Origin of the sequence: Flavobacterium sp. N2270, from assembly GCF_025947225.1 — a bacterium.
Lineage (GTDB): Bacteria > Bacteroidota > Bacteroidia > Flavobacteriales > Flavobacteriaceae > Flavobacterium.
On sequence record NZ_CP110005.1, the window covers coordinates 876,506 to 900,913 of the forward strand.

A 24,408-nucleotide genomic window follows, 5' to 3' on the forward strand; every position below is an offset into this window, starting at 1 on the left:
AAAAATGTGCTTTCTTTGTTCAAATTACCCAAAAAACTATATTATGAAAAAAAATGTACTCTTAATTTTAAGTTTTGTTGCATTTTTGTTTTTTAGTTGTTCAAAATCTAAAAATGATGAGCAACTATTAAATAAAACAAATGAAATCACAGTTAAAGCTGTTAAAGAAGAATCTCAAAATGTCATTACTGCTAATACTGATGAAGTTGTAAAGGTTCTTGAAAAAGAAAAAAAAGTTTCTGTAAAAACTCAAGTTTCGTCACAAAAAGAAACAAAAGATTTATCAGAGATAGAAGTTTTAAGAAAAAAACATGAAAATTTTTTAGCAAATTCTCCTTTCAAGAATAGTATGCAATTATCAAAGTCTGAAAGAAAATCAGCTGGATTGCCTCCTAATAAATATTATGAGCAAGAATGGGAATTAACTATAGACCCTTCAACTGGAAAACCTAATCCTATAAATGTTGCGCTTTTAAGAAAAAAACTTGCTGACGAAAGAGCTGCAGATCTTGCTGCTGGAAGAACGCCAGGAGACGCAAGTGATAATAATTGGGTGGAAAGAGGTCCTAATAATGTTGGAGGACGTGTTAGGGCAGTTCTATTCGATCCAAATGATGTAACAAATGAGACTGTTTTTGCTGGTGGAGTAAGTGGTGGTTTGTGGAAAAATACTAATATTTCTAATTCACTTTCAACATGGTCAAGAGTAAATATTCCAGATAATTTAGCCGTTACTTCAATTGCTGTTGACCCGAATAACTCTAATGTATTTTATGTAGGTACGGGTGAGTCATATGTTGGTGGAGATGTTAATGGAGATGGAGTTTGGAAATCTACTGATGGAGGAACAACATGGACAAATATATTTGGTGGAATTACAGGTCCTACAACATTTGAATCTGAGTCTTCAATTACAATTAATAGCCCAACTGGAATTGCCGGTAATTATGCTAGTTATCCTACAACAGCATTTGGAGATTTAAGTTCTTTGCCTTTAACACGTGATATCGTTCTTGTTCAAGATAATACAGCCCCAGCTTCTGATGGGTGTGAAACAATAACTAATGCTGCGGCATTAAATGGTAAAATTGCTCTAATCAGAAGAGGTTCGTGTTCTTTTGTTATAAAAGTAAAAGCTGCACAAGATGCTGGGGCCGTTGCTGTAATTATGATGAATAACGTTGGTGGTACCCCAATCCCAATGGGAGGAACTGATGCTACAATTACCATTCCTTCAGTGATGATTTCTCAATCAGATGGAGATATTTTAGAAGCTGCTCTAGGAGCAGGAAGTGTTAATGGTACAATAAATCCAACCGTTACAGGAGGGTTTACAGGTAACTTGGTTCCTGGCCAGCAACATATCAATGATATAAAAGTTAGGAATAATGGGGGAACTTCTGAAATTTATGTAGCTGCTGGAGACTCTTTTTACGGTTCTGCTAATGCTGCAACATATTTAGGAGGACCTGCTTTTGGATTGTATAAGTCAGTAAATGGAGGTTCAACTTGGACAGAAGTAAGTTTACCATTAACATTTTCTGGGAATAAACATTGTCCAAATGATATTGAAATTGGGGTTGACAATAAAATATGGCTTTCAACAACTGGGAGTGTAGTTTATGGTGATGGAGGGGGAATTATCTTTTCTTCTACTGATGGTAATACTTTTACACAAAGGTATGCTGTTGCAAATGGAGATAGAGTTCAGATAGCTGTTTCAAAACAAGCTGCAGATAAAGTTTATGTTTTAGCAGAATTATCAACAACGGCAGCTGTAGGCTTATATAGAACTGATAATGGATTTGCGACTACTACAACATTAGCTGTGCCTATTGATGTGGAAACAAGCATGGGAACAGATTTTACAAGGGGACAAGCTTTTTATGATTTAATGTTAGAAGTTGATCCAAATAATGACCAAATTGCTTATGCCGGTGGTATTGATTTGTTTAAATCTTCAAATTCGGGCTCTAGTTGGTCTCAAATTAGTCATTGGTATGGTCTTGGGGGTTATAATAATGTACATTCAGATCAGCATGGTATGGCTTTTGCAAACGGGAGCTCAACTGTAATGGTTTTTGGAAATGATGGAGGTGTGTTTTACTCAAGTAATTCGGGAGCAACTATTGTTTCTAGAAATAGAGGTTTAAATATTACTCAGTTTTATAGTGTTGGAGTTGCTCCAACGGGGGCTACAGGAGGAAATTTATCAGGAGAATATTTTGCAGCAGGTGCTCAAGACAATGGAACACAGTATTTCGGCGGTGTAGGTGCGGGTATAAACGCTAGTTTCCAATCTCAAGGTGGAGATGGTGCTTATACAATGTTTGATCAAGGTGTTGATAAATATTATATTTCTAATTATGTATACAATAATAGTATTAATTATAGAACTACTGCAGGAGCTACACGAGTAATAAATAGTGAGTCGGGAAGTAATGGTGCATTTATTGCGCCAATGACTTTAGACTCTAGTTTAGATATTTTATATGCTGATTACTCTACTTCAGCCCCTGTTTACCAAATTAGAAGGTATACTAACCTTAAGTCAGGAACAGTTGGAAAAACACTTTTAACAAATGCTTTGTTGACTAGTTCAGCAACTGCAATGACAGTTTCTAAATATACAACTACTTCAACCACTCTTTTGATAGGTTGTAGAAATGGTAAATTGTTGAAGCTAACAAATGCAAATTCATTTGCTACATGGACTGATATAACAGGATCAGGTTTTGTAGGAAGTATTTCTGATGTGGAATACGGTCAATCGGAAAATGAGATTTTTGTTACCATGCATAATTATAATGTAATTAGTATTTGGTACACTTCAAATGGTGGAACTACATGGCAAAATAAAGAAGGTAATTTTCCTGATATTCCTGTAAAAGCAATTTTGCAAAACCCATTAAATCTTGAAGAAGTTATTATAGGAACTGAGCTTGGAGTTTGGTATACAAATAACTTTAGTAGTGCATCTCCAACATGGAATCAGTCTTATAATGGTATGAGTAATGTTAAAGTTGTAGATTTAGATTTAAGAAATGACAACACTGTTTTTGCTGCAACTTACGGAAGAGGTATTTTCTCTGGGATGTTTACAAGTACAGTTTTATCTAATCAAGATGTTGTTGTTGATAATAGGATAAATATATATCCTAACCCTTCTAATGGTATTGTTAATATTGCAATTGCTAATTATTCAGGTTCATTAAAAGTTAGTTTAGTAGACTTAAACGGAAGAGTCGTTTATTCAAACGAAATAAATGACTTCTCATTAGAGCAATCAATTAATGTTAAAAATTATCAATCTGGTGTTTATCTATTAAACTTAGAAGGTGAGAATATAAAACTTACAAGAAAGATTATTTTTGAGTAAGCTATTGATTAATTAATTAAAATGCCTAATTGTATGATTAGGCATTTTTTTTATTTTAACACTTTGTGTTAGAAGTTTTTTAACCGATTAAAGAGCCTTTGTGTCAAGGTTATTCCCTATTGGAAGATGTGTTTTAAGTAAAAATACTGTTTAAAAGCATTTGCAGAACAATGTGTTTAAATTGTTTTTAAGTAATATTAAATTTCAGTTAGAGACTTTGAAAATAAAGAAATAAAAAAAACCCAATCCGTAAGAATTGGGTTTTTTATATTTACATAAGTCAATATTACGCCTCAAATGGAGTAATAGAAACAAAAGATTTATTATCTTTCTTCTTTTGGAATTGTACAATTCCATCAACTTTTGCATGCAAAGTATGATCCTTACCCATGTAAACATTTTCACCTGGATTATGTTTAGAACCTCTTTGTCTTACAATGATATTCCCAGCAATAGCTGCTTGACCACCATAAATCTTTACGCCTAAACGTTTCGATTCTGATTCTCTACCATTCTTCGAACTACCGACACCTTTTTTGTGAGCCATGATGTTTAAGTTTTTAAGTTAATAATTAATTAAACAGCTTTACCACCGTTTAACTCGTCTTGTAATTTTTGTAATTCATCCCATTTCCCTTCAGCAGCTAAAGTTGCTTGTTGAGCCCAAGTTGTTGGATCTAAATGAGATAATTTTGAAGCTGATGCATCAAAAATTTCTTTGATTGAATCAACACTAGTTGAAGCTAATTTAGCAAAAGTATCTACTCCTGCAGCAACTAAAGCCTCAGCAGCTTTTGGTCCAATTCCTTCAATCTTTTTTAAATCATCACCTTTTTTAGATGCTTTTGCTTTTGGCGCAGCTTCTGTTTTAGGAGCAGTTTCTTTCTTAGGTGCAGCTTTTTTAGTTGCTCCTGAAGATTGAATTCCTTCAATTACAATTTGAGTTAAAGATTGTCTGTGACCATTTTTAACTTTGTAACCTTTTCTTCTTTTCTTTTTGAAAACAATTACTTTGTCTCCTTTAAGGTGTTTTAAGATTTTTGCTTCAACTGAAGCTCCATCTATAGCTGGGGCGCCTAGGGTAATAGTACCATTATCGTCTAATAACATAACTTTATCAAAAGAAACCTTGTCTCCTTCTTGTTCTGCTAAACGGTGTACATAAACCTTTTGGTCTTTGCTTACTTTAAATTGTTGCCCTGCTATCTCTACGATTGCATACATAACAAATGTGTATTTAGTTAATTTTTCAAGTTTGCAAATATACAACAATAATTATATCAAACAATTATATCTAATTAAATATTTTTTTTAAATTAAAAAAGACGTCATTAATATGTAACAATATCTTAAATTTACGTCTAATTGATCTATAAGAAGAATACTAAACAATAATTAATTTATGAAAAAATCTTTAATGGCTTTAAGTACAGCTCTATTTATTAGCGCTTCTGCTAATGCGCAAAAAGTAGAATTTGAAGAGTTTGATTTAGACAATGGACTCCATGTTGTTTTGCATCAAGATAATTCAGCTCCAGTAGTTATTACATCAGTAATGTACCATGTAGGAGCAAAGGATGAACAGCCAAACAGAACTGGTTTTGCTCACTTTTTCGAACATTTATTATTTGAAGGAACAAAAAACATCGAACGCGGTGAGTGGTTTAAAATTGTTACGGCTAATGGTGGTCAAAACAATGCAAATACTACTGACGACAGAACATATTATTATGAAATATTTCCTTCTAACAACTTAGAATTAGCTTTGTGGATGGAATCGGAAAGATTAATGCATCCTGTAATTAATCAAATAGGTGTTGATACTCAAAATGAAGTTGTAAAGGAAGAAAAGAGACTGCGTGTAGACAATCAACCTTACGGGAACCTTATCAAGGCTGTTAAAGAAAACATGTTTAAAAATCACCCATACAGATGGACTACTATTGGTGAAATGGAGCATTTAGATGCTGCAACTTTAGAAGAGTTTCAAGCTTTCAATAAGAAATTCTACATCCCTAATAATGCGGTTTTAGTTGTCGCAGGTCAGTTTGACAAAGCACAAGCTAAAGAATGGATTAAAAAATACTTTGCTGCTATCCCAAAAGGGACTCCAGTTACAAGAACTAAAGCAGTAGAGGAACCTATTACTAAAGAATTTAAAGCTTCATGGGAAGATCCAAATATTCAAATTCCTATGCTTGTTGCTTCATATAGAACTCCATCAATGAAAACAAGAGATGCTAGAGTTTTAGATATGATTTCTTCTTATTTATCTGACGGTAAAAGTTCTAAACTTTACAAAAAAATGGTAGACGAAAAGAAAATGGCTTTACAAATTGGAGCTTTTAATTACAGTCAAGAAGATTACAGTTTGTATTTCATTTATGGTTTACCAATGGGAACAAATACAACTGCTGACATGTTGAAAGAAATTGATGATGAAATTTTAAAAATGCAAACAGAATTAATTTCTGAAAAAGATTATTTAAAATTACAAAATAAGTTTGAAAGCCAATATGTAAACAACAACGCAAGTGTTGAAGGTATTGCTGATAATTTAGCAACTTACTACTTACTTTATGGAGATATTAATTTAATTAATACTGAAATTGATATTTACCGTTCAATTACTAGAGAAGAAATTAAAGAAGTAGCAAACAAATATTTAAAACCAAATCAAAGATTGATTTTAGATTATGTACCAACTGCAGAAAAAGCGAAAAACTAAGATATTTATTATGAAAAAAATAGTTTATATAGCAGCCTGTTTATTTTTAACAATAACAATGCAAGCACAAGATAGAACGCAACCAAAATCTGGACCTTCACCAACGGTTAACATTAAAAAACCTCAAAGTTTTACGTTGAAAAACGGACTTAAAGTTTTAGTTGTAGAAAATTCAAAACTTCCTAGAGTAACGTATAGTTTAACACTTGACAATCCTCCATATGCGGAAGGAAACAAAAAAGGTGTTTCTGATTTGCTAAGCTCTTTATTAGGAAGTGGAACAGAAAAAATCTCAAAGGACGACTTTAATGAAGAAGTAGACTTCCTTGGAGCGAATATTAATTATTCGGCAAACGGTGCTTATGCTTCAGGTTTATCTAGATATTCAAAAAGAATATTAGAATTAATGTCTGATGGAGTTATCAACCCTACATTTAGCCAAGAAGAATTTGATAAAGCGAAAGCTAAAATTATTGAAGGAATTAAGGCTGATGAAAAAAGCGTTACTTCAATTGCAAGAAGAGTTGAAAACATTCTAACTTATGGAAAAGAACATTATAACGGAGAATATACTTCAGAAGAAACGCTTAAAAATGTAAGTTTAGCTGATGTTAAGTTAAACTACAATACGTATTATGTTCCTGGAAATGCTTATTTAGTAATTGTTGGAGATGTAAACTTTAAAACAATCAAAAAAGAAGTTGAAGATTTATTTGGAGATTGGAAAAAAGCAATTGCTCCTCAGTTAAGTTACTCTGATCCTTTAGATGTTCAATACAGTAGAATTAACTTTATTGATGCTTCAAATGCAGTACAATCTGAAGTTTCATTAGTAAATCTTTCGAAATTAAAAATGACCGACAAAGATTATTTTGCTGCAATTTTAGCAAATCAAATTCTTGGTGGTGGTGGTGAAGGAAGATTGTTTTTAAACTTACGTGAAAAACACGGTTGGACTTACGGTTCATATTCTTCATTGTCTTCAGGAAAATACATTGGTAAATTTAGATCAAGCGCATCAGTGAGAAATACGGTTACAGATAGTGCTGTTGTTGAAATTTTCAATGAATTAAAAAGAATTAGAACAGAATTAGTTTCTGATGAAGATTTACAAAATGCAAAATCTAAATATATTGGAAACTTTGTAATGCAAATTGAAAAACCAGAAACGGTTGCTCGTTATGCTTTAAACAAAGAAACTCAAAACCTTCCTGCGGATTTTTATGAAAATTACATCAAAAATATCAATGCCGTTACAGCACAAGACATTCAAAACGCTGCAAAAAAATACTTTTTAGACAGCAATACAAGAGTTGTTATTGTTGGTAAAGCTGCAGATGTTCTTCCTGGTTTAGAACGATTAAGTAAAGACAAAAAGTTGCCAATTTTCTATTTTGATAAATTTGGTAACCCAACTCAAAAACCTGAAGTTAAAAAAGAAATTCCTGCTGGCGTAACTGCTCAATCAGTAATCAAAAAACATATAGATGCTATTGGTGGTGAAAAAGCGTTGAAAAACGTAAAAACAATTGCTATTTTTTCAAATGGAGAAATTCAAGGAACTCCTTTAGAAATGATTATCAAAACTGCACCTAATAAGTTAGCGGTTGAAATGAAAGCTATGGGAATGACAATGATGAAACAAGTAGTTAATGAAAAAGAAGCTTACATGGTTCAACAAGGTCAAAGAAAAGACTTTACAGGTGAAGATTTAAAAAACATGCAAGATGCTGCCGGAACATTTAAGGAATTAAGCTTACTTACTAATAAAGAGGTTGTTTTATCAGGAATTGAAACAATGAACGGTAAAGATGCTTATGCTATTAAAAACGGAAAAACAACATATTTCTATGATGTTGAAAGCGGATTAAAAGTTGCAGAATCTAAAGAATTAGAACAAGCAGGTCAAAAAATGACACAAGTAACTTACTACGAAGATTATAAAGATGTAAAAGGAATTAAATTCCCATACATTACTAAAATGAATGTAGGTATTGAATTAGAATTAATAACTTCGGAAGTTAAAATTAATGAAGGAGTTACAGATGCTGATTTCAAATAAGAAAAGCAATAAAATATTTAAAAGCGCTCAAGAAATTGAGCGTTTTTTTTATTTTCTACTCGAAAAGTAAACACCTAATAAAACAATTAAAGCCCCAATTCCTTGAATAAAATTAAGCGTTTCGTTCATTACAAAATAGCCTAATAAAATTGCAACAACAGGTATTATATATGTAACTGACGATGCAAAAACCGGTGAAGAAATTTGAATTAATTTGAAAAATAAAATATTTGAAAGTCCAGTTCCTATAACGCCTAAAATAGCAATGTAAATTAATGAATTTTGAACTATAGGTTGGTCTGCAATTTCAAAAAAACCAGAAAAAATCAAAACAGTCAATGCTGGAATTGTCATGATAGTGAAATTTCCAGCACTTATGGTTAATGGTTTTAAGTCGGATAAATATTTTTTTATAAGATTTACGTTTATTCCGTAAAATAAAGATGCTAAAAGAATTAATAGCGCATAATAATAATTTTCTGTTGTATTTTCTCCTTCACCGAATAAAACCAATAAAGAACATCCAATAAAACCAATTAAAACTCCAAATATTTGCCTTCTTTGAGTATCTACTTTAAACAACAACATTCCTATAATTAAAGTCATTAAAGGGGTTAAAGAGTTTAAAATAGAACTTACAGAACTGTCTATTTTGGATAATGCAATTGCAAACAAATAAACAGGTAAAAATGTGCCAAATAAAGAAGTTATAGCAATATACTTCCATTTATGTAATGGAATTTTTGGTAAATGTTTAAACCCGATAATTATTAAAAAAGCAGCGGCAAATAAAATTCTCAAACTTCCCAATTGAATAGAATTTACACCTTTTAAGCCTAACTTCATTAATAAAAAAGAACTCCCCCAAACTGCACCTAGAAAAAATAATAAATACCATTTTGTGTTTTTGCTTTCCATTTTCGTTATTTATGAGTTCAAAATTCAGACTTTATTTTTAAATAACCCCTCAATTTTTAGTAATTTTGTAATATAAATAAATAGAGTACTCAATTTAAATAAAATAAAAGAATGAAAAATGTAAAAAATTTTATGCTAGTTGTTTTTACATCTGCGGCATTTTTAAGTTGCAAGAATGAAAAGACTGAAAGCAAAGAAGTTATTCCTGTTGAGACTACGACTGATACAGTTTCTAAAACAATTGCAGCTGAAAATCTTGAAACTGAGAGTTTTGCTATTGAAGGAATGACTTGTCAAATGGGTTGTGCTAATGCAATTGAAAGTAAATTGGCAGGTTTAGATGGTGTTCAAGAAGCAAAAGTAGATTTTGAAAGCAAACTAGCTACTGTGTCTTTTGACAAGACTAAGCAAAACAAAGCTTCATTAATTAAAACTATCGATGCTGTAGCCGGTGGAGAAACATATAAAGCTACTGAAGTTGAGAAAAAAGACACTATTTAGTTTTTAAAACTTCTAAAAATAAAAAAATCTTGCTTTTAGCAGGATTTTTTTATTTCCATTTCATTGTTTCAATTATTTTACGAACATCAGTTTTAATGTAATCTGCAGCAGGAAGTATTGAATCAAAATTTGGTTTTGCATAAAAATATAAACTTCCAGTTACAAAATTTTTAGTACTGTCTGTAACATAAAACTGAACATTTGTAGCGGCATTTCCTCCAACTTCGTAAAACATACCATAAACTTTATTATCAGCATTTATAAACGGCTGCTCTAGTATGTCATCAGCCTTAATAACGTGCTCATAGGTTAGTTTTTGAGCATCTCTTAATAACTTTTCTATATTATTATTAACAGGCTTATAAGTTAAATAAAGAGTTGCTTTCATTTTTGGATAATTTACTTCTAATGCACAATCATCTTTTACAGAAACTTTTGAAAGTGTATTTACATCAAATTCAAAATTACATTTTGAAGCTAATCTATCATAAGTAGCGTCTGGATATTCTAAACTAAGCTGACAATTTGGTTTTGGTATAGATTCATCTCCACAAGAAACTAAAAAGAACAGGAAACTAAAGAATAATAATCGATGTAAATAAGTAAACTTCATTTTATGCTAACGTAACTTTTATTTGTTTTATTCTTTTTAAGTCTAAATTTTCAATTGTAAACGTACAATTATTAAAAATTATTTTTTGGTTTTTCTTTGGAAAGCTTCTAGAAATTTCTAAAATAAACCCTGCTAAAGTTTCTGCCTCACCTTTAGATTGCTCAAAATCTTCTTCAACAACATCTACAATTCTGTAAAAATCTTTCAAGCTTATTTTGCCTTCGAAAAGAAAGTTTTTATCGTCAATTTTAGAATAAATTATATTTTCATCGTCAAACTCGTCGCTAATATCACCTACAATTTCTTCTAAGACATCTTCTAAAGAAACTAATCCGCAAGTTCCTCCATATTCATCAACAACAATTGCAAGATGATTTTTCATGCCTTGAAAATCTTTCAACAAATTGTCTAATTTTTTATTTTCGGGAACAAAAAAAGGAGCTCTAATTAAGCTTTGCCAATCAAAATTTGTTGAGTCAATATGCGGAATTAAGTCTTTAATAAATAAAACGCCTTCAATTTGATCAATATTGTCTTTATAAACAGGAATTCGCGAATAACCTTTTTCTACAATTTTAATCATTATATCTTCAAATTTTTCTTCAATATCTAGCGTAAAAAGATCAATTCTAGGAGACATAATTTGTCTAACTTCGGTGTTTCCAAAGGTTACAATTCCTTCTAATATTTTTTGTTCCTCTTCTGTTGTTTCAGATTGATTTGTTAATTCTAACGCTTGTGACAACTGATTGATTGAAAAATTTGATTTAACACTAAATTTTTTCTCAATATAAACGGTTATGTTTCGCATAGGAATTGTAACAGGCGACAATAATTTATCTAAAATAAAAATTGGAGTTGAAACCATTTTAGAAAAATGTAAATTGTTTCTACTTGCATAAATTTTAGGTAATACCTCTCCAAACAATAATATTAAAAAAGTAACCACTACAACTTCTAAAACAAATCTAAAAATTCCTTCAGGGACAGATTTGAAAAGTTTTTCGCTTAATGAAGAGAATAAAATAACAACAGCGATATTTATAAAATTATTAGTGACTAAAATTGTAGCTAATAATTTTTTTGGCGCTTTTAATAACGCTTCAATACTTGAGCTTTTGTTGAAATCTTTCTCGGCAAGTTCGTCTAAGTCAGTTTGCGACAAAGAAAACAAAGCCACTTCAGAACCTGAAATAAAAGCAGAGCAAATAAGTAAAAACAAAACAGCAACTATGCTGAATGTAAATTCAACATCTATGGTTGAAAGCAAACTGGAAGGATCTGTATCCAATTCAAAAGGTATTAATTAAACATTAAAAAGGTAAATCATCGTTTTCACCTTTTTCTTTATTGTTGTCAAAATTAGTCATTTTTCCTGATTCGGTGTTATCCGATTTGAAATTTTGCTTGCTTGAAGGTTCAGATTCTTTTTTTGTAGTTAAAAAAGTAAACTCTGTTACTTGTATTTCATTAGTATATTTTGTTGTTCCATCTTCAGCTTGCCATTGTCTTGATTTTATTCGACCTTCAACATAAATTTTATCTCCTTTTGAAAGATATTTTTCACAAATTTCAGCTGCTTTGTTTCTAACAACAAGATTGTGCCATTCCGTTGAAGTAATTTTTTCACCAGTTGTTTTATTAATGTAAACTTCATTTGTAGCTAATGGAAATCTACCTATGCAATTACCTCCGTCGAAATAATGCATTTTTACTTCGTCTCCTAAATGTCCTATTAATAAAACTTTATTTAATGTTCCGTTCATGGCGTATATGATTTTAGTTAATCAAATATAATATATTTGAATGTATTATGAAAAGTTTGTTTCTATAAAATTATGCAATACAATGGGAAATGGATATTCTTTTATTTTTTCGATACTTTCTGCATCTTTTATTTCGCAGTCAAAACTCAATTTATAAAAACGAATATGTAAATCTTGATGTGAAAGTTTGTGTTTAATATATTCTTCGTTAATTACGCTTATCTCATTAGGTTGTTTTTTGTTAAAAGTAAATTTTTTGATTAATTTCATTGATGCATTACTGCTTTTTTCTTCAAACTCTTCAATAAGAGGAAATTGAAATAAATTTTGCCAAATCCCTTTATTTGTTCTTTTTTCAACAATAATGTTATTGTTTGTATCTTCTATAATTAAATAATTTAAGAAACGTTTTGTGACTTTTACTTTTTTAGATTTAAAAGGTAAATTTGAAACTTCCTTTTTTTGTAAAGCATAACAACTTGAGTTAAAAATGCAATCATTACAATTAGGACTTTTAGGAACGCATTGCAATGCCCCAAATTCCATTATTGCTTGATTAAAGGTTGCTGGGTTATTAATAGGAAGAAGACTTTGTGCTAATTTTTGAAATTCTGTTTTAGTTTTAGGTAAAGAAATATCTAAATCAATACCGAAATACCGAGACAAAACCCTGAAAACATTTCCATCTAACACCGCAACGGGTTCGTTATAAGAAAAAGAGGCAATTGCAGCAGCTGTATATTCGCCAACCCCTTTAAGCTTCAACAAACCACTATAATCTTTTGGAAAAACTCCATTTAATTCCTTTGAAACTTCCTTGGCAGTAAAATGCAAATTTCTTGCTCGAGAATAATAACCTAAACCTTGCCATAATTTTAAAACCTTCTCTTCATCAGCATTTGCAAGAGTTTTCACGTTGGGAAATTCATCTAAAAAAGCTTTGTAATAAGGCAATCCTTGGGCAACTCTTGTTTGTTGTAATATAATTTCCGATAACCAAATGTGGTAAGGATTTGTCGTTTTTCTCCACGGAAGATTGCGTTTATTTTGTAAATACCAATCTAATAATAAGTTAGAAAAATCCATTGCATTTATTTAAAAAGCAAAATTATAAATAAAGCACTGAAATTTAATTTATTTATGGTTGATTTATTCTTTTTTTAATTTGTATATTTGCAACCTCAAAAAAAGTACACAAATATTATATTAATACGCAAAGAAAATGACGAAAGCAGACATCGTAGCAAAAATTTCTGAAAAATTAGGTCTTGAAAAGGGAGATGTTCAAGCAACAGTAGAGTCTTTTATGGAAGAAGTAAAAAACTCATTAGAAACAGGAGACAATGTTTACTTAAGAGGGTTTGGTAGTTTTATAATTAAAACTAGAGCAGAAAAAACAGGTAGAAATATTTCAAAAAATACAACTATTAAAATACCTGCTCACAACATTCCAGCATTTAAGCCAGCAAAAGTATTTGTTGAAAGCATAAAAACGAAAACAGAAGTAGCTGTATAAATTATTATTAATCTAAAAAAACTACACGTTATGCCAAGTGGTAAAAAAAGAAAAAGACATAAGGTAGCGACTCACAAACGCAAGAAGAGAGCGAGAGCTAACCGTCACAAGAAGAAAAAGTAGTTTAAAACTACTTTTTCTGTTTTAGAAAAGTTCATTGAAATTAATCAGCAAAAACTGATTATCGGGTAAAAGCCTGTAAAAAAATGTTAATCCATCCTTGCGATTCAGTTATGAGTTATGAGTTACGGTTTCATACTGTAAACAATAAACTGTAAACTAATAGTTAGGATAAAAATGTACTGCATGAACAAAGAATTAATTATTCGATCAAGTTCTGAAGCTGTAGATTTTGCCTTATTGAAAGATGGAAAACTAATTGAATTACACAAAGAGGAAGAAAAAGGAGGCGACTTTCAAGTAGGTGATATTTTTATTGCCAAAATAAGAAAGCCAGTTGCAGGATTAAATGCTGCATTTGTAAACGTAGGTTATGAGAAAGATGCTTTTTTGCATTATCATGATTTAGGACCTAATTTACCTTCTTTGATGAAGTTCATAAAACTTGTAAGCGCAGGTAAACTAAAAGATTATTCACTCAAAAACCACCCATTTGAAACTGAAATTAATAAAGATGGTGTTATCACTGATGTATTAAGTGCTAACCAATCTGTATTAGTTCAAGTTGTAAAAGAACCAATATCTACAAAAGGACCCAGAATTAGTTCTGAAATTTCCTTAGCGGGTAGATATGTAGTTCTAGTTCCGTTTTCTGAAAGAGTGTCTATTTCTCAAAAAATAGAATCTAAAGAAGAAAAAGAGCGTTTAAAACGACTTGTAAAATCTATTAAACCAAAAGGGTTTGGGGTTATTGTGAGAACAGTAGCCGAAGGCAAAAAAGTAGCTGAATTAGACAAAGATTTACAAACATTAGTAGACAAATGGTCTGTAATGTGCAAAAAATTACAAACAGCTCATCATCCATCAAAAGTATTAGGAGAGGTAAATAAAGCATCTTCAATATTAAGAGATGTTTTTAATGATACCTTTACGAGTATTCAAATTGATGATGAAGATTTGTATTTGCAAACCAAGGACTATTTGCAAGAAATAGCTCCGGATAAAGTGTCTATCGTAAAACACTACCAATCAAAAGATTTACCTCTTTTTGAAAAATACAATATTGAAAGACAAATTAAAACTTCTTTTGGTAAAACTGTTTCGATGAGTAAAGGTGCATATTTGATTATCGAACATACTGAAGCTCTACACGTTGTAGATGTTAACAGTGGTAATCGTTCAAACAAAGCACAGTCTCAAGAAGGAACAGCACTGGAAGTTAACTTAATTGCTGCTGCAGAAATTGCGCGTCAATTGCGTCTTAGAGATATGGGCGGTATTATTGTTGTTGATTTTATTGACATGCAAAATGCCGAAAATAGAAAAGAGTTATATGATTTCTTAAGAGAAGAAATGAGTGACGATAAGGCCAAGCATAAAATCTTGCCTCCTAGTAAATTTGGATTAATTCAAATTACTAGACAAAGAGTTAGACCTGAAGTAAATATTAAAACTAGAGAAGAAGACCCTAATGAAAATGGGGAAATTGAAGCTCCAATTTTAATTATTGACAAGATTGCGTTTGACCTAGAAAAAATTATTAAAGCCCATAAAAAAGTTGTGTTAAACACACATCCATTTGTGGCAGCTTACCTTGAGAAAGGTTTTCCATCGATACGTTCAAAATGGTTTTTTGAACATAAAAAATGGGTGAAAATTATACCTCGTGATGCTTACACGTATCTTGAATATCACTTTTTTAATGAAAAAGGTGAACAAATCAAGTAAAAAAATAAAACCGCTATTCTTAATTGATTAGCGGTTTTTTTATTTCTATTTTTTTACGAATTTACTCCAATTCATATTCTAATCTTACTGTTATCCTTGCCGATTTATTTTTGCTGTAAATATCAAAGTTTCCACCATAACTGTCTTCTTCGGTTGAGCCTTGCCCAGTAATTTGAAAAACACCCATATTAGCACTTTTTAATTTACCTAAACTTCCGTTTGCCGATTTTACAATTTTTTCTGCTCGTTCTCTCGCATCTTTCGATCCTTTTTCAATCAAACTGTGCTTTAAATCTGGTAAATCAGAATAGGTATATTGCACAGGATTTGAAGTAAGTTCAATTCCAGAGTTAATCAGCTCTGCTGTTTTACTAGATACTTGCTCTATCTTCTTCATTAACTCAGGATTTTTCTTAGCCTTAAAAGTAATTCTTTGGGTAGCTTCATAACCGTCAAAAATAGTTTCGTACTGATTTTGATAGGGATTATCTGGATTCTCTTTTCTAATCTCTCTATACTTTTTATTAAAATTTACGGCTCCAAATGCAAATTCAGTAGGTTTAAATCCTTTACTAATGAAAAAGTCAGATACAATTTTTTGATCGGAAATAATCTTATTATATGCTTCTTTAATTTCATTACTTTTTGTTGAAAAACTTCCCGTCCATAATATTTCATCAGAAACAAAGTCTTTGGTGCCAAGTCCTACAACAGAAATGGAATCTAAGTTTTCATTTCTATTTTTAAAAGCACCTCCTAAAACATAAGATGTAACAACAATTGCTAAACCAATGATAATAGCAGAAATTGATTTTGAATCCATTTTATCCAATAAATTTTTTAACATAGTAAAGAAGATTAAAAATTAGTAATTAAAATAATATACACAAAAATGAGACCAAATATTTAAGTTAATTTACTTCCTTTTTGATTGAAAAAATTTACGCATTAAATCGGCACATTCATTTTCTAAAACACTAGAAACAATTTGAGTTTTTGGATGTAATTGCGTTCCCATTTTTTGAAACCCACGATTTTCATCAGATGCTCCAAAAACAATTTTAGAAATTTGACTCCAGTATAATGCTCCTGCACACATTTGACAAGGCTCTAAGGTTACATATAAAGTACAGCCTTTTAAATATTTTCCACCTAAAAAATTTGCCGCACTTGTTATTGCTTGCATTTCCGCATGAGCCGTAACATCGTTTAATAATTCAGTTAAATTATGACTACGGGCAATTATTCTATTATCAATAACAATAATTGCTCCAACAGGAATTTCGCCATTTTCAAAAGCAGTTTCTGCTTCCACTAAAGCCTTTTTCATGAAATATTCGTCAGTAAAAATATTCTCCATAAGTACAAAAATACAACTTCCAATTAGTACTTTTGTTACATGAAAGAAAATTTACTTTCTCAAATACAAAACCCTAGTGATTTAAAGAAACTTTCTGAAAATCAACTGCCTCAACTTGCTCAAGAGTTAAGGGATTTTATCATTGACATTGTTTCGCAAAAAGGAGGACATTTAGGCGCTAGTTTAGGAGTTATTGAATTAACAATTGCTTTGCATTATATATTTAATACGCCTGAAGATCAATTGATTTGGGATGTTGGTCATCAAGCTTATGGACATAAAATATTAACTGGAAGAAAATCTATTTTTCATACGAATAGAGAATTAAATGGAATTTCTGGTTTCCCAAAACGAAGTGAAAGTATTTATGATGCTTTTGGAGTAGGGCATTCTTCAACTTCAATTTCAGCAGCTTTAGGAATGGCAATTGCCTCTCAATTAAAAGGAGAGTCTGAAAAACAACATATTGCTGTTATTGGCGATGCATCAATAGCAAGTGGAATGGCATTTGAAGGACTAAATCATGCTGGAGTTACCGATGCTAATTTATTGGTAATATTAAATGATAATGCAATTGGAATTGACCCAAGTGTGGGTGCTTTAAAAGATTATTTAACCGCTGTTAAAGAAGGGAAGAATCCGAGACAAAATAACATCATTAAGTCCTTAAATTTTGATTATTCTGGACCAATTGACGGTCACGATTTTAATGCTTTACTATCAGAATTAACTCGATTAAAATCAGTTAAAGGTCCAAAATTCTTACATGTTATTACAACCAAAGGTAAAGGACTTCAATTAGCTGAAGAAGATCAGGTGAAATATCATGCTCCCGGAAAATTTGAAGCAAAAACCGGAAAAATCCATCCAAAAAATGAAGAAAATTTACCTCCAAAATTTCAAGATGTTTTTGGACTAACCTTAGTAGAATTAGCAAACGAAAACGAAAAAATTATTGGAATTACACCTGCAATGCCAACAGGAAGTTCTATGAAATATATGATGAAATCTTTTCCGAAAAGAGCTTTTGATGTAGGAATTGCTGAGCAACATGCTGTTACATTATCAGCAGGAATGGCAACACAAGGAATGGTTGTTTTTTGTAACATTTATTCTACTTTTTTGCAAAGAGCTTATGATCAAATTATTCATGATGTTGCACTACAAAATTTGCCTGTTATTTTTTGTTTAGATAGAGCTGGTCTTGTAGGTGAAGACGGAGCGACCCATCATGGTGTTTTTGATATTTCGTATTTAAATTGTATTCCAAATATGATTATTTGTGCTCCAAAAGATGAAGTAGAGTTACGCAATATTATGTATACAGCTTCTTTAGGCTTAAACCAGCCAATTGCAATTCGCTACCCTAGAGGTCGGGGAGAAATTGTAAATTGGCAACAACGTTTTCAAAAATTAGACTTAAACGAAGTGAAATGTTTAGTTAAAGGTAAAGCTATTGCCATTTTGTCTACAGGAACAATTGCTTCAAATGTTAAAAATGCAATTACTAAACTTGAGCCAAATCAAGTTATTTCGCATTATCATTTTCCAGTTATAAAACCAATAAATGAAATGGAATTACATGCTATTTTTAAAAAATACGACAAAATTATTACCATTGAAGATGGAGCTTTACAAGGTGGTTTTGGAAGTATTATTAATTCATTTGTTACAAAAAAAGAATACAAGAACAAAGTTGTTAATTTAGGAATCCCTGACAATTTTATTGAACATGGAAGCGTTCTTGAGTTACAAAATATTTGCAAATTAGACCCTAACTATATTTATAAAACTATAATTACTATTTAAAATCATGAAGAAAATTGTTTTATTCGCTCTACTTTTTTGTTTAGTAGAAAATAATTATGCGCAAACTGTAAGAACTACGTTGCCAGACACAACTAGTAATTGGATAAAAAAAAATAAAGTAGGTTTAGATATTACACAAATTACATTTCTTAATTGGAATGCTGGAGGAAATACTTCTATTTCAGGATTGGCTAAAGGGAGTTTTGAAAGAAAATATTTGAAGGATAATATGATGTGGAATAATGAGTTAGTCATTCGTTATGGAATTAACAAGCAAGAAGGTCAGGATGCAAGAAAAACAGATGATCAATTTTTATTAAATTCTACTTTTGGGTATAGAACAGATACTATTTCCAATTGGTTTCATGTTGCAAAGTTTACTTTTAATACTCAATTTGCTAATGGATATGCTTATCCCAATACAGAACTGGCAATTTCAAAGCCTTTTGCGCCAGCATATATTTTTTTAGGAATTGGAGCGAATTATACTAGAGAAGACTTAAATTTAGATGTTTACATGTCTCCATTAACTTTAAAAACCACTTTAGTTTTTGACGAGAGATTAGCTAATCAAGGAGCGTATGGAGTTACAAAAGCAGAGTATGATGATTTTGGAAATTTAATTCGAAAAGGAAAAAATATTCGAACAGAAGTGGGAGCTTTAATTTCTGGAAAATGGAAAAAAACAATCTTCGAAAATATAGAAATGGAAAACAGACTTACTTTATATTCTGACTACTTAAATAACTTCGGAAACATTGATGTTGATTGGCAATTACAGCTAGAAATGACCGTTAATAAATATGTAAAAGCAAATATAACGACTCATTTGATTTATGATGACGATATTAAAACTAAAGAAGATGTTGCGGGAGTTCAAGTTATAAAAGGTCCTAAAATTCAATTGAAACAAATTTTAGGAATCGGTCTTTCATATAGTTTTTAATAGATAAAAAAACCCTTAAGAAAAACTTAAGGGCTTTTTTATTTACTATATAATTTTTTAGAAAATTACCTTTTTAGTAATCACTTCTCCTGTTGTGAGCGTTACCTTTATAAATAAAGCTTGATTATTTGCATTTATAGAACTGATAGATAATTCTTTTTCTCCTACATTTTCAGCAGTAAATATATTTCTACCTAATACATCAAACACTCTTACTGTTGCAATATTTTCTTTTAATGAATTCACTTCAATTTGATTGTTTTGAGTATACACTAAAACATCATTATCGTTTGTAAAGTCATCATTTGATAAAACACCTGCTCTATATACCAATTCAAATCTATCATCAAATATTCCGTCTTGAGTTGAGAACTGATATGCTGATTGTTTGATGTTGTGAGTTATGTTTGTGTATTTATCTTTCAAGAAAACATCTTGGGTTGTAAATAATCCGTCAATTGTTTCTAAAGAGATGTTGTATAATCCTGCAGTTATAGCATTAAGGCCTAAAGGGACAATATCTTCATCGGTAAAAGGTAAGGTCTTACCCTGAATAACGTATTTATCATCATTAATAATGCTATATATAGATGATGAACTACTTTCTAAAGATAAACCATCAAAATTATTTTCAGCACCATTAGTTGCTCCTTCAACATAACCTACTAAAATTTGATTATAAGCATTTGAATTATCGTTAAGGTTTAACCAAATTCTATGTTTCTCTGTTTCTACAGAAGTTGTTTCTGCATTTCTGTAAAATTGTGTGCTTACTGAGGCATTGACTCTTTGGGCATTATTAAATATAGCATTGGTTGTACCTGCAGTTGTTTTTCTTAAATAAAAACCTTGACCTGTTTGAATGGTTCCATTTGGAACCTTTCCACTTGCAAAAGCAGCGACACCTCCTGTACCAGAAGTATAGGCAGCAAAGTTATTTTGAGGATAAACACCTCCACTAGCTGCAGTTGTATTGGTCCAGAAGTACAAGGTTCCAACACTTGAATTTGCCGTTAAAAATGAGTTAGCACTTATTGGCGATGCATAAGGATTACCTAACAAATTAAAACCTTGACCCATATTTTGGTTTATAATTCCATTATTTGGAACACCAGTAAACTGTCCGTTATAAGCTGAAGCAACAGTAGACGATGCATTATCCGCTGCACGAATCATATATCCTTTACCGGCTAAGAAATTAGTTGTTGCAGTAACAGATTGATAAGCGGTTGGCGTTGTTGTACCTGTATATAAGTATTGGTAAAAACGTGTTGATACTGTGTTTGGTGAAAATGCCTGTAATTGTTGCCCAGTAACTGGAGAAGACCAAGCGGTATAATCTAAACGAATAGTTGGTGTAGCAGTTCTTTTTACAATAATGTTTCCAGAATTTACAGCACTATCATCAATCTGACGTAAACCAGCATTGTTTTCAATAGACAACAAACCTGTTCCATTAACAGTAACTGCTCCATTTACAATTAATGTATTTCCTGAATTAAAAGTTACATTAACTCCAGTATTAACCACTACAGAACACGCTTCAATATCTGATGATGAACTATAATTTCCTGCAAAAGTAACTGCTGTTACTTTACTAGGTGTTCCATTTAACCATGAAGAACCATTCCAAGTAGATGAAATGTCGCCACATTCAACAATGTTAATATTTATTACTTGATTAGGAAGCCATCCATTTGTTGAGTTCTTAATGTCAACTTTAAAAGTAGTTGTGTTGGCTGCTACTTCAGTATTTATATAGTTGATTATTCCATTATTAACTTCGTCTTGAGTAAATGTACTTCCTACGTTTAATATAGTAGAATTTCTTCTAATATTTCCAATTCCAGGTACAGAAACAATAGTATAGGTTTGTTGTGCAGCTGTTTGTGCTGAAGTTGTTGCGCTTACTTCTGTATTAGTAATATTATGTGTTGAGTTATTTAAAACAGTTATCCCATTGTTTAATAATGAAGGTAAATTCCCGATAGCGCTTAACCCACATAAATTCAAAGTCCAACTATCAATAATACCGTCATCTCCTGCATAAGGGTCATTTACATACAATAACCAATCTCCATTAGAATTTAAGTTTTGGAAATTACTTAATGGCTCAGTAGGTAGAACATTACCAATAAGTGCAGGTGGACCAGTAACACAACTTGGAGCAACTCCTGAATCTATGAATTTTGCATTAATATTATCATTATCTCCACAAACTTCTTCAGCTAATATGATGTAATCTCCACTTGGTGCTTCAAGATACATTGTCATATCTTGTATATAGGTATGATTAAGAAGTAAGTCCATATTAGTATCTCCAATTGTAAATGAATCAGGAACATTAATCGTAGAAATACTCCATCCGTTACCAGCACCAATACCTGAGTTATCTGCAGCATTACTTATCGCTACGTTTGTGCCATTTGTATAACTGTAAGAGCAATTTATTGTTCCGGTTTGGAACGATTTAATTAATGAGCTATTTCCTGTTGCACATCTGTTTGAAGGAATTACTCTCCAATAATATACAGTTTCAGCATTTAAACCTGTAGCTGAATAAGATGTTAAAGTGGTTGTAGTATTAATTACAGTTGAAGAAAATGTTGGGCTTGTTGAAACTTGTAAATTATAGCTTTCAGCATTAATGTTTTCTGTCCAAGTAAATGTTGGAGAAGTTGATATTGTTAAACTTCCATCAGCTGGTAAAAGTGTGGTTTGAGAATAGCTTGTGAAGTTATCGTGAAACACAGTTAAAGTTACTTTTCTTGTTTCAGTTTCACTTCCGTTATCTCCAATAATATCAATTTCATATGTGCCTGCACTAACAGCTGATAAATTATTAACTGTCACTGTAAATGAGCCACTTGCACTCATTGAAGTTGGAGATATTACAACGTTTGCTCCTGCAGGAACATTTTGAGCTGATAAATTTACGTTTGCACCTCCAATTTTAGTTAGTGAAAAATCGTAAACAGTGCTCCCAACGTTAGAACAGACAGTTTTAGTGTCTGCCATTGATTTAAAAGTAAAATTAGAAGTAATTCCGGTTACTACTAATGCGAATTTTTGAGGTCCATCAGCTAAAGTTCCTTTATGAGTAACAGTAATTGTATATACGGCTCCAGCAGTTGGTGCATCAATATTAATTCTTTCAACATTATCAACATCGTTGTCTCCAGTTCTCGTTGCATTTGCAGTAGCGCTAGATTGCAGTTTCCATGGGTAAAACGTATTAGCTCCTTGTGTTATTCTAATGTCTAAATCGTTGGTTAAGTCTGGAGTAGATTCATTAAGAGTTCCACTATTAATTTTTGAAGCATCGGGAACATCAGTCCAAGTAATTGAACCCAATAAAGGAGTTCCTCCACCTGTAGCGACGACTTGCATAGTGAAAGTTTGCCCTTGAGTTAGAGTTTCTTCTGAAATCCATGAAGTCAAACCATTATTAGTAATTGTTTCAGCAGAAGTTTTAGCATCTAAATATCCCCAACCATATTGAGCATCCGGCCCAGTTCTTCCTCTATCAGTAGCGGTATGACAAGCTAAACCTTTTAAGGTTGCGGCTTTCATGAACTTTCCATTGACGTTATTGTAATGTTGTTGTATTAAAGTTAAAGTACCGGTAACATTTGGAGCTGCCATTGATGTTCCAGTTAATGATGCATAAGAAGTGTTACCTCCGCCAGTACCACTTCCGTTACCAGTAGAATATAGAGTGGTTCCATTTCCAGAAATGTCTGGTTTAATTCTTCTATCATCAGAAGGACCTTGACTTGAAGAAGAGTTGATTGTTCCAAATGCTGTAATAGCTCCAGTTGTTGCATTAACTGTTGCATCTTGGGCATTGGCAACAGTTAGTATATTTTTTGCGGTTTTATTACCATTTAATTTATCGTAACCTGTGGTTGTAGGACTTGGATTGGCATTTGAGCCATCATTTCCTGCAGACATAACGGGTAAATAAAAAGGAAAATTATAAGCAATTACATCCCAGTTATATGATTCTTGAGAGTAAGCACCAATGTACCAAGGTGTGCTAGACACAGAAGAAACTGGCACTCCATAGGAATGATTTGATAAAAGCATTCCGTTCATTGCTTCTGATATTGCTTCAGATTCATCATCATTCCAATCGAAAGTTCTTGCAGTAGCTTGATAAGCCATTCCTTTTGCATTTGTAACAACTCCAGCGGCTATTACCGTTCCGGTAACATGAATTGCGTGAAAACTATTTGTATTTGTTGTAGTTTGCCCATCCCCAAATACGGTTCTTCCGTTATATTCTTGATGAGTAGCGTTAATAGGTCCTCCATCCCAAATACGCGGAACCATTCCGGTTCCCGTTAGATTCAACCCTAAACCTCCACCAGAACGTAGAAAGTTTACACGAGTTGATGTTGCAGCATTCGCATTATCAAGTGCGTAATATACTGGTTCTCCCGTAGGTAAAAGATACATTAGTTCTTCAAAAGAGCCATCTTCCTTTTCTTTGAAAATGGGTAAGTTGTTAGCTTTGGCAAATTCAATAGCCTTTAGTTTTTCTAATTGTTCTCTTTTTTTGACTTTCTCATAAAGAAGTTCTCCTTTTTTTAAGTCATATTCCGATGTGATTTTAGCAACATCTTCTTTAGTTTGACTGTAATTTATGCTGAAACTTAATAATAAAAATAGAGTTAAAGCAATTGTTTTAAGGTTATAGTAGGTTTTTTTCATAAAAAAGGGTTAATGATTGATAAAAATATAAATTTTATTTTTAATAATGAATAATTATTTCATAATAAAGAACATTTATATATATTTGCAATCTCAAAATCATATCAGCGGGTATGGTGAAATTGGTAGACACGCCAGACTTAGGATCTGGTGCCGCAAGGTGTGAAGGTTCGAGTCCTTTTACCCGCACAGAAAAAGCCTCTAACTATTTTAGTTAGAGGCTTTTTTATTTTGTAATTCCTTTTT

18 protein-coding genes and 1 tRNA gene are annotated in these 24,408 nt (G+C 31.6%); 9 read left to right on the forward strand and 10 right to left on the reverse strand.

Annotated features, from left to right (window positions below; genetic code table 11):
• The first annotated feature begins 43 nt into the window (after window positions 1-43).
• Window positions 44-3,379 carry a PA domain-containing protein gene (locus OLM55_RS13255; RefSeq protein WP_319800102.1) on the forward strand — a complete coding sequence of 1,112 codons (3,336 nt, stop codon included), beginning with the start codon at window positions 44-46 and terminating at the stop codon, window positions 3,377-3,379.
• 286 nt (window positions 3,380-3,665) lie between these two features.
• Here OLM55_RS13255 and rpmA read toward each other — a convergent pair whose 3' ends face one another.
• Together rpmA and rplU are read right to left on the reverse strand one after the other, a co-directional pair.
• Entirely contained in the window at window positions 3,666-3,926 is a 261-nt protein-coding gene (rpmA, locus tag OLM55_RS04050; protein WP_264560139.1) for a 50S ribosomal protein L27, read from the reverse strand.
• Window positions 3,927-3,955: 29 nt separating this feature from the next.
• On the reverse strand, window positions 3,956-4,603 hold the full coding sequence (gene rplU / locus OLM55_RS04055; protein WP_264560140.1) for a 50S ribosomal protein L21: 648 nt from the start codon (window positions 4,601-4,603) through the stop codon (window positions 3,956-3,958).
• A 178-nt stretch (window positions 4,604-4,781) separates the two neighbouring features.
• Between rplU and OLM55_RS04060 the strand changes: the two genes are divergently transcribed.
• Window positions 4,782-6,107 carry a M16 family metallopeptidase gene (locus OLM55_RS04060; RefSeq protein WP_264560141.1) on the forward strand — a complete coding sequence of 442 codons (1,326 nt, stop codon included), beginning with the start codon at window positions 4,782-4,784 and terminating at the stop codon, window positions 6,105-6,107.
• 10 nt (window positions 6,108-6,117) lie between these two features.
• Window positions 6,118-8,169, forward strand: a complete 2,052-nt coding sequence (locus tag OLM55_RS04065) for a M16 family metallopeptidase (protein ID WP_264560142.1) — start codon at window positions 6,118-6,120, stop codon at window positions 8,167-8,169.
• A 48-nt stretch (window positions 8,170-8,217) separates the two neighbouring features.
• Here OLM55_RS04065 and OLM55_RS04070 read toward each other — a convergent pair whose 3' ends face one another.
• A complete protein-coding gene (locus OLM55_RS04070; protein ID WP_264560143.1) occupies window positions 8,218-9,087 on the reverse strand; it encodes a DMT family transporter in 870 nt (289 codons plus the stop codon).
• A gap of 111 nt (window positions 9,088-9,198) precedes the next feature.
• Between OLM55_RS04070 and OLM55_RS04075 the strand changes: the two genes are divergently transcribed.
• Window positions 9,199-9,588: a heavy-metal-associated domain-containing protein gene (locus OLM55_RS04075; protein ID WP_264560144.1), complete on the forward strand. Its 390-nt coding sequence runs from the start codon at window positions 9,199-9,201 to the stop codon at window positions 9,586-9,588.
• A 49-nt stretch (window positions 9,589-9,637) separates the two neighbouring features.
• Here OLM55_RS04075 and gldD read toward each other — a convergent pair whose 3' ends face one another.
• Genes gldD through mutY form a run of 4 tightly spaced genes read right to left on the reverse strand, consistent with a single transcriptional unit; the run spans window position 9,638 to window position 13,053 of the window.
• Window positions 9,638-10,201: a gliding motility lipoprotein GldD gene (gldD, locus tag OLM55_RS04080; protein WP_264560145.1), complete on the reverse strand. Its 564-nt coding sequence runs from the start codon at window positions 10,199-10,201 to the stop codon at window positions 9,638-9,640.
• 1 nt (window position 10,202) lies between these two features.
• A complete protein-coding gene (locus OLM55_RS04085; RefSeq protein WP_264560146.1) occupies window positions 10,203-11,492 on the reverse strand; it encodes a gliding motility-associated protein GldE in 1,290 nt (429 codons plus the stop codon).
• A 22-nt stretch (window positions 11,493-11,514) separates the two neighbouring features.
• Window positions 11,515-11,967 (reverse strand): single-stranded DNA-binding protein, encoded by a 453-nt coding sequence (locus OLM55_RS04090; protein ID WP_264560147.1) that lies wholly within the window; start codon window positions 11,965-11,967, stop codon window positions 11,515-11,517.
• 45 nt (window positions 11,968-12,012) lie between these two features.
• Window positions 12,013-13,053 (reverse strand): A/G-specific adenine glycosylase, encoded by a 1,041-nt coding sequence (mutY, locus tag OLM55_RS04095; RefSeq protein ID WP_264560148.1) that lies wholly within the window; start codon window positions 13,051-13,053, stop codon window positions 12,013-12,015.
• A 136-nt stretch (window positions 13,054-13,189) separates the two neighbouring features.
• Between mutY and OLM55_RS04100 the strand changes: the two genes are divergently transcribed.
• Both OLM55_RS04100 and OLM55_RS04105 read left to right on the forward strand, forming a co-directional pair.
• Window positions 13,190-13,483 carry an HU family DNA-binding protein gene (locus OLM55_RS04100; protein ID WP_264560149.1) on the forward strand — a complete coding sequence of 98 codons (294 nt, stop codon included), beginning with the start codon at window positions 13,190-13,192 and terminating at the stop codon, window positions 13,481-13,483.
• Between the two features lie 306 nt (window positions 13,484-13,789).
• A complete protein-coding gene (locus OLM55_RS04105) occupies window positions 13,790-15,331 on the forward strand; it encodes a ribonuclease E/G (protein WP_264560150.1) in 1,542 nt (513 codons plus the stop codon).
• A 61-nt stretch (window positions 15,332-15,392) separates the two neighbouring features.
• Here the strand turns inward: OLM55_RS04105 and OLM55_RS04110 are convergent, their stop codons facing one another.
• Both OLM55_RS04110 and OLM55_RS04115 read right to left on the reverse strand, forming a co-directional pair.
• Window positions 15,393-16,178 (reverse strand): SIMPL domain-containing protein, encoded by a 786-nt coding sequence (locus tag OLM55_RS04110; protein ID WP_264560151.1) that lies wholly within the window; start codon window positions 16,176-16,178, stop codon window positions 15,393-15,395.
• Between the two features lie 69 nt (window positions 16,179-16,247).
• The gene (locus OLM55_RS04115; protein ID WP_264560152.1) at window positions 16,248-16,691 is read right to left on the reverse strand and encodes a nucleoside deaminase; all 444 of its coding nucleotides are present in this window, start codon (window positions 16,689-16,691) and stop codon (window positions 16,248-16,250) included.
• A gap of 39 nt (window positions 16,692-16,730) precedes the next feature.
• Here OLM55_RS04115 and OLM55_RS04120 point away from each other — a divergent pair, with 39 nt between their 5' ends.
• Both OLM55_RS04120 and OLM55_RS04125 read left to right on the forward strand, forming a co-directional pair.
• Complete coding sequence (locus OLM55_RS04120; RefSeq protein ID WP_264560153.1) at window positions 16,731-18,500, forward strand: 1-deoxy-D-xylulose-5-phosphate synthase; 1,770 nt, start codon at window positions 16,731-16,733, stop codon at window positions 18,498-18,500.
• A gap of 4 nt (window positions 18,501-18,504) precedes the next feature.
• Window positions 18,505-19,446 (forward strand): DUF3078 domain-containing protein, encoded by a 942-nt coding sequence (locus OLM55_RS04125; RefSeq protein ID WP_264560154.1) that lies wholly within the window; start codon window positions 18,505-18,507, stop codon window positions 19,444-19,446.
• 57 nt (window positions 19,447-19,503) lie between these two features.
• On the opposite strand, the gene OLM55_RS04130 is transcribed toward OLM55_RS04125, so the two are convergent.
• Window positions 19,504-24,162 carry a S8 family serine peptidase gene (locus tag OLM55_RS04130; RefSeq protein ID WP_264560155.1) on the reverse strand — a complete coding sequence of 1,553 codons (4,659 nt, stop codon included), beginning with the start codon at window positions 24,160-24,162 and terminating at the stop codon, window positions 19,504-19,506.
• Window positions 24,163-24,269: 107 nt separating this feature from the next.
• Here OLM55_RS04130 and OLM55_RS04135 point away from each other — a divergent pair.
• A tRNA-Leu gene (locus OLM55_RS04135) sits at window positions 24,270-24,351 on the forward strand.
• Window positions 24,352-24,408 lie beyond the last annotated feature (57 nt).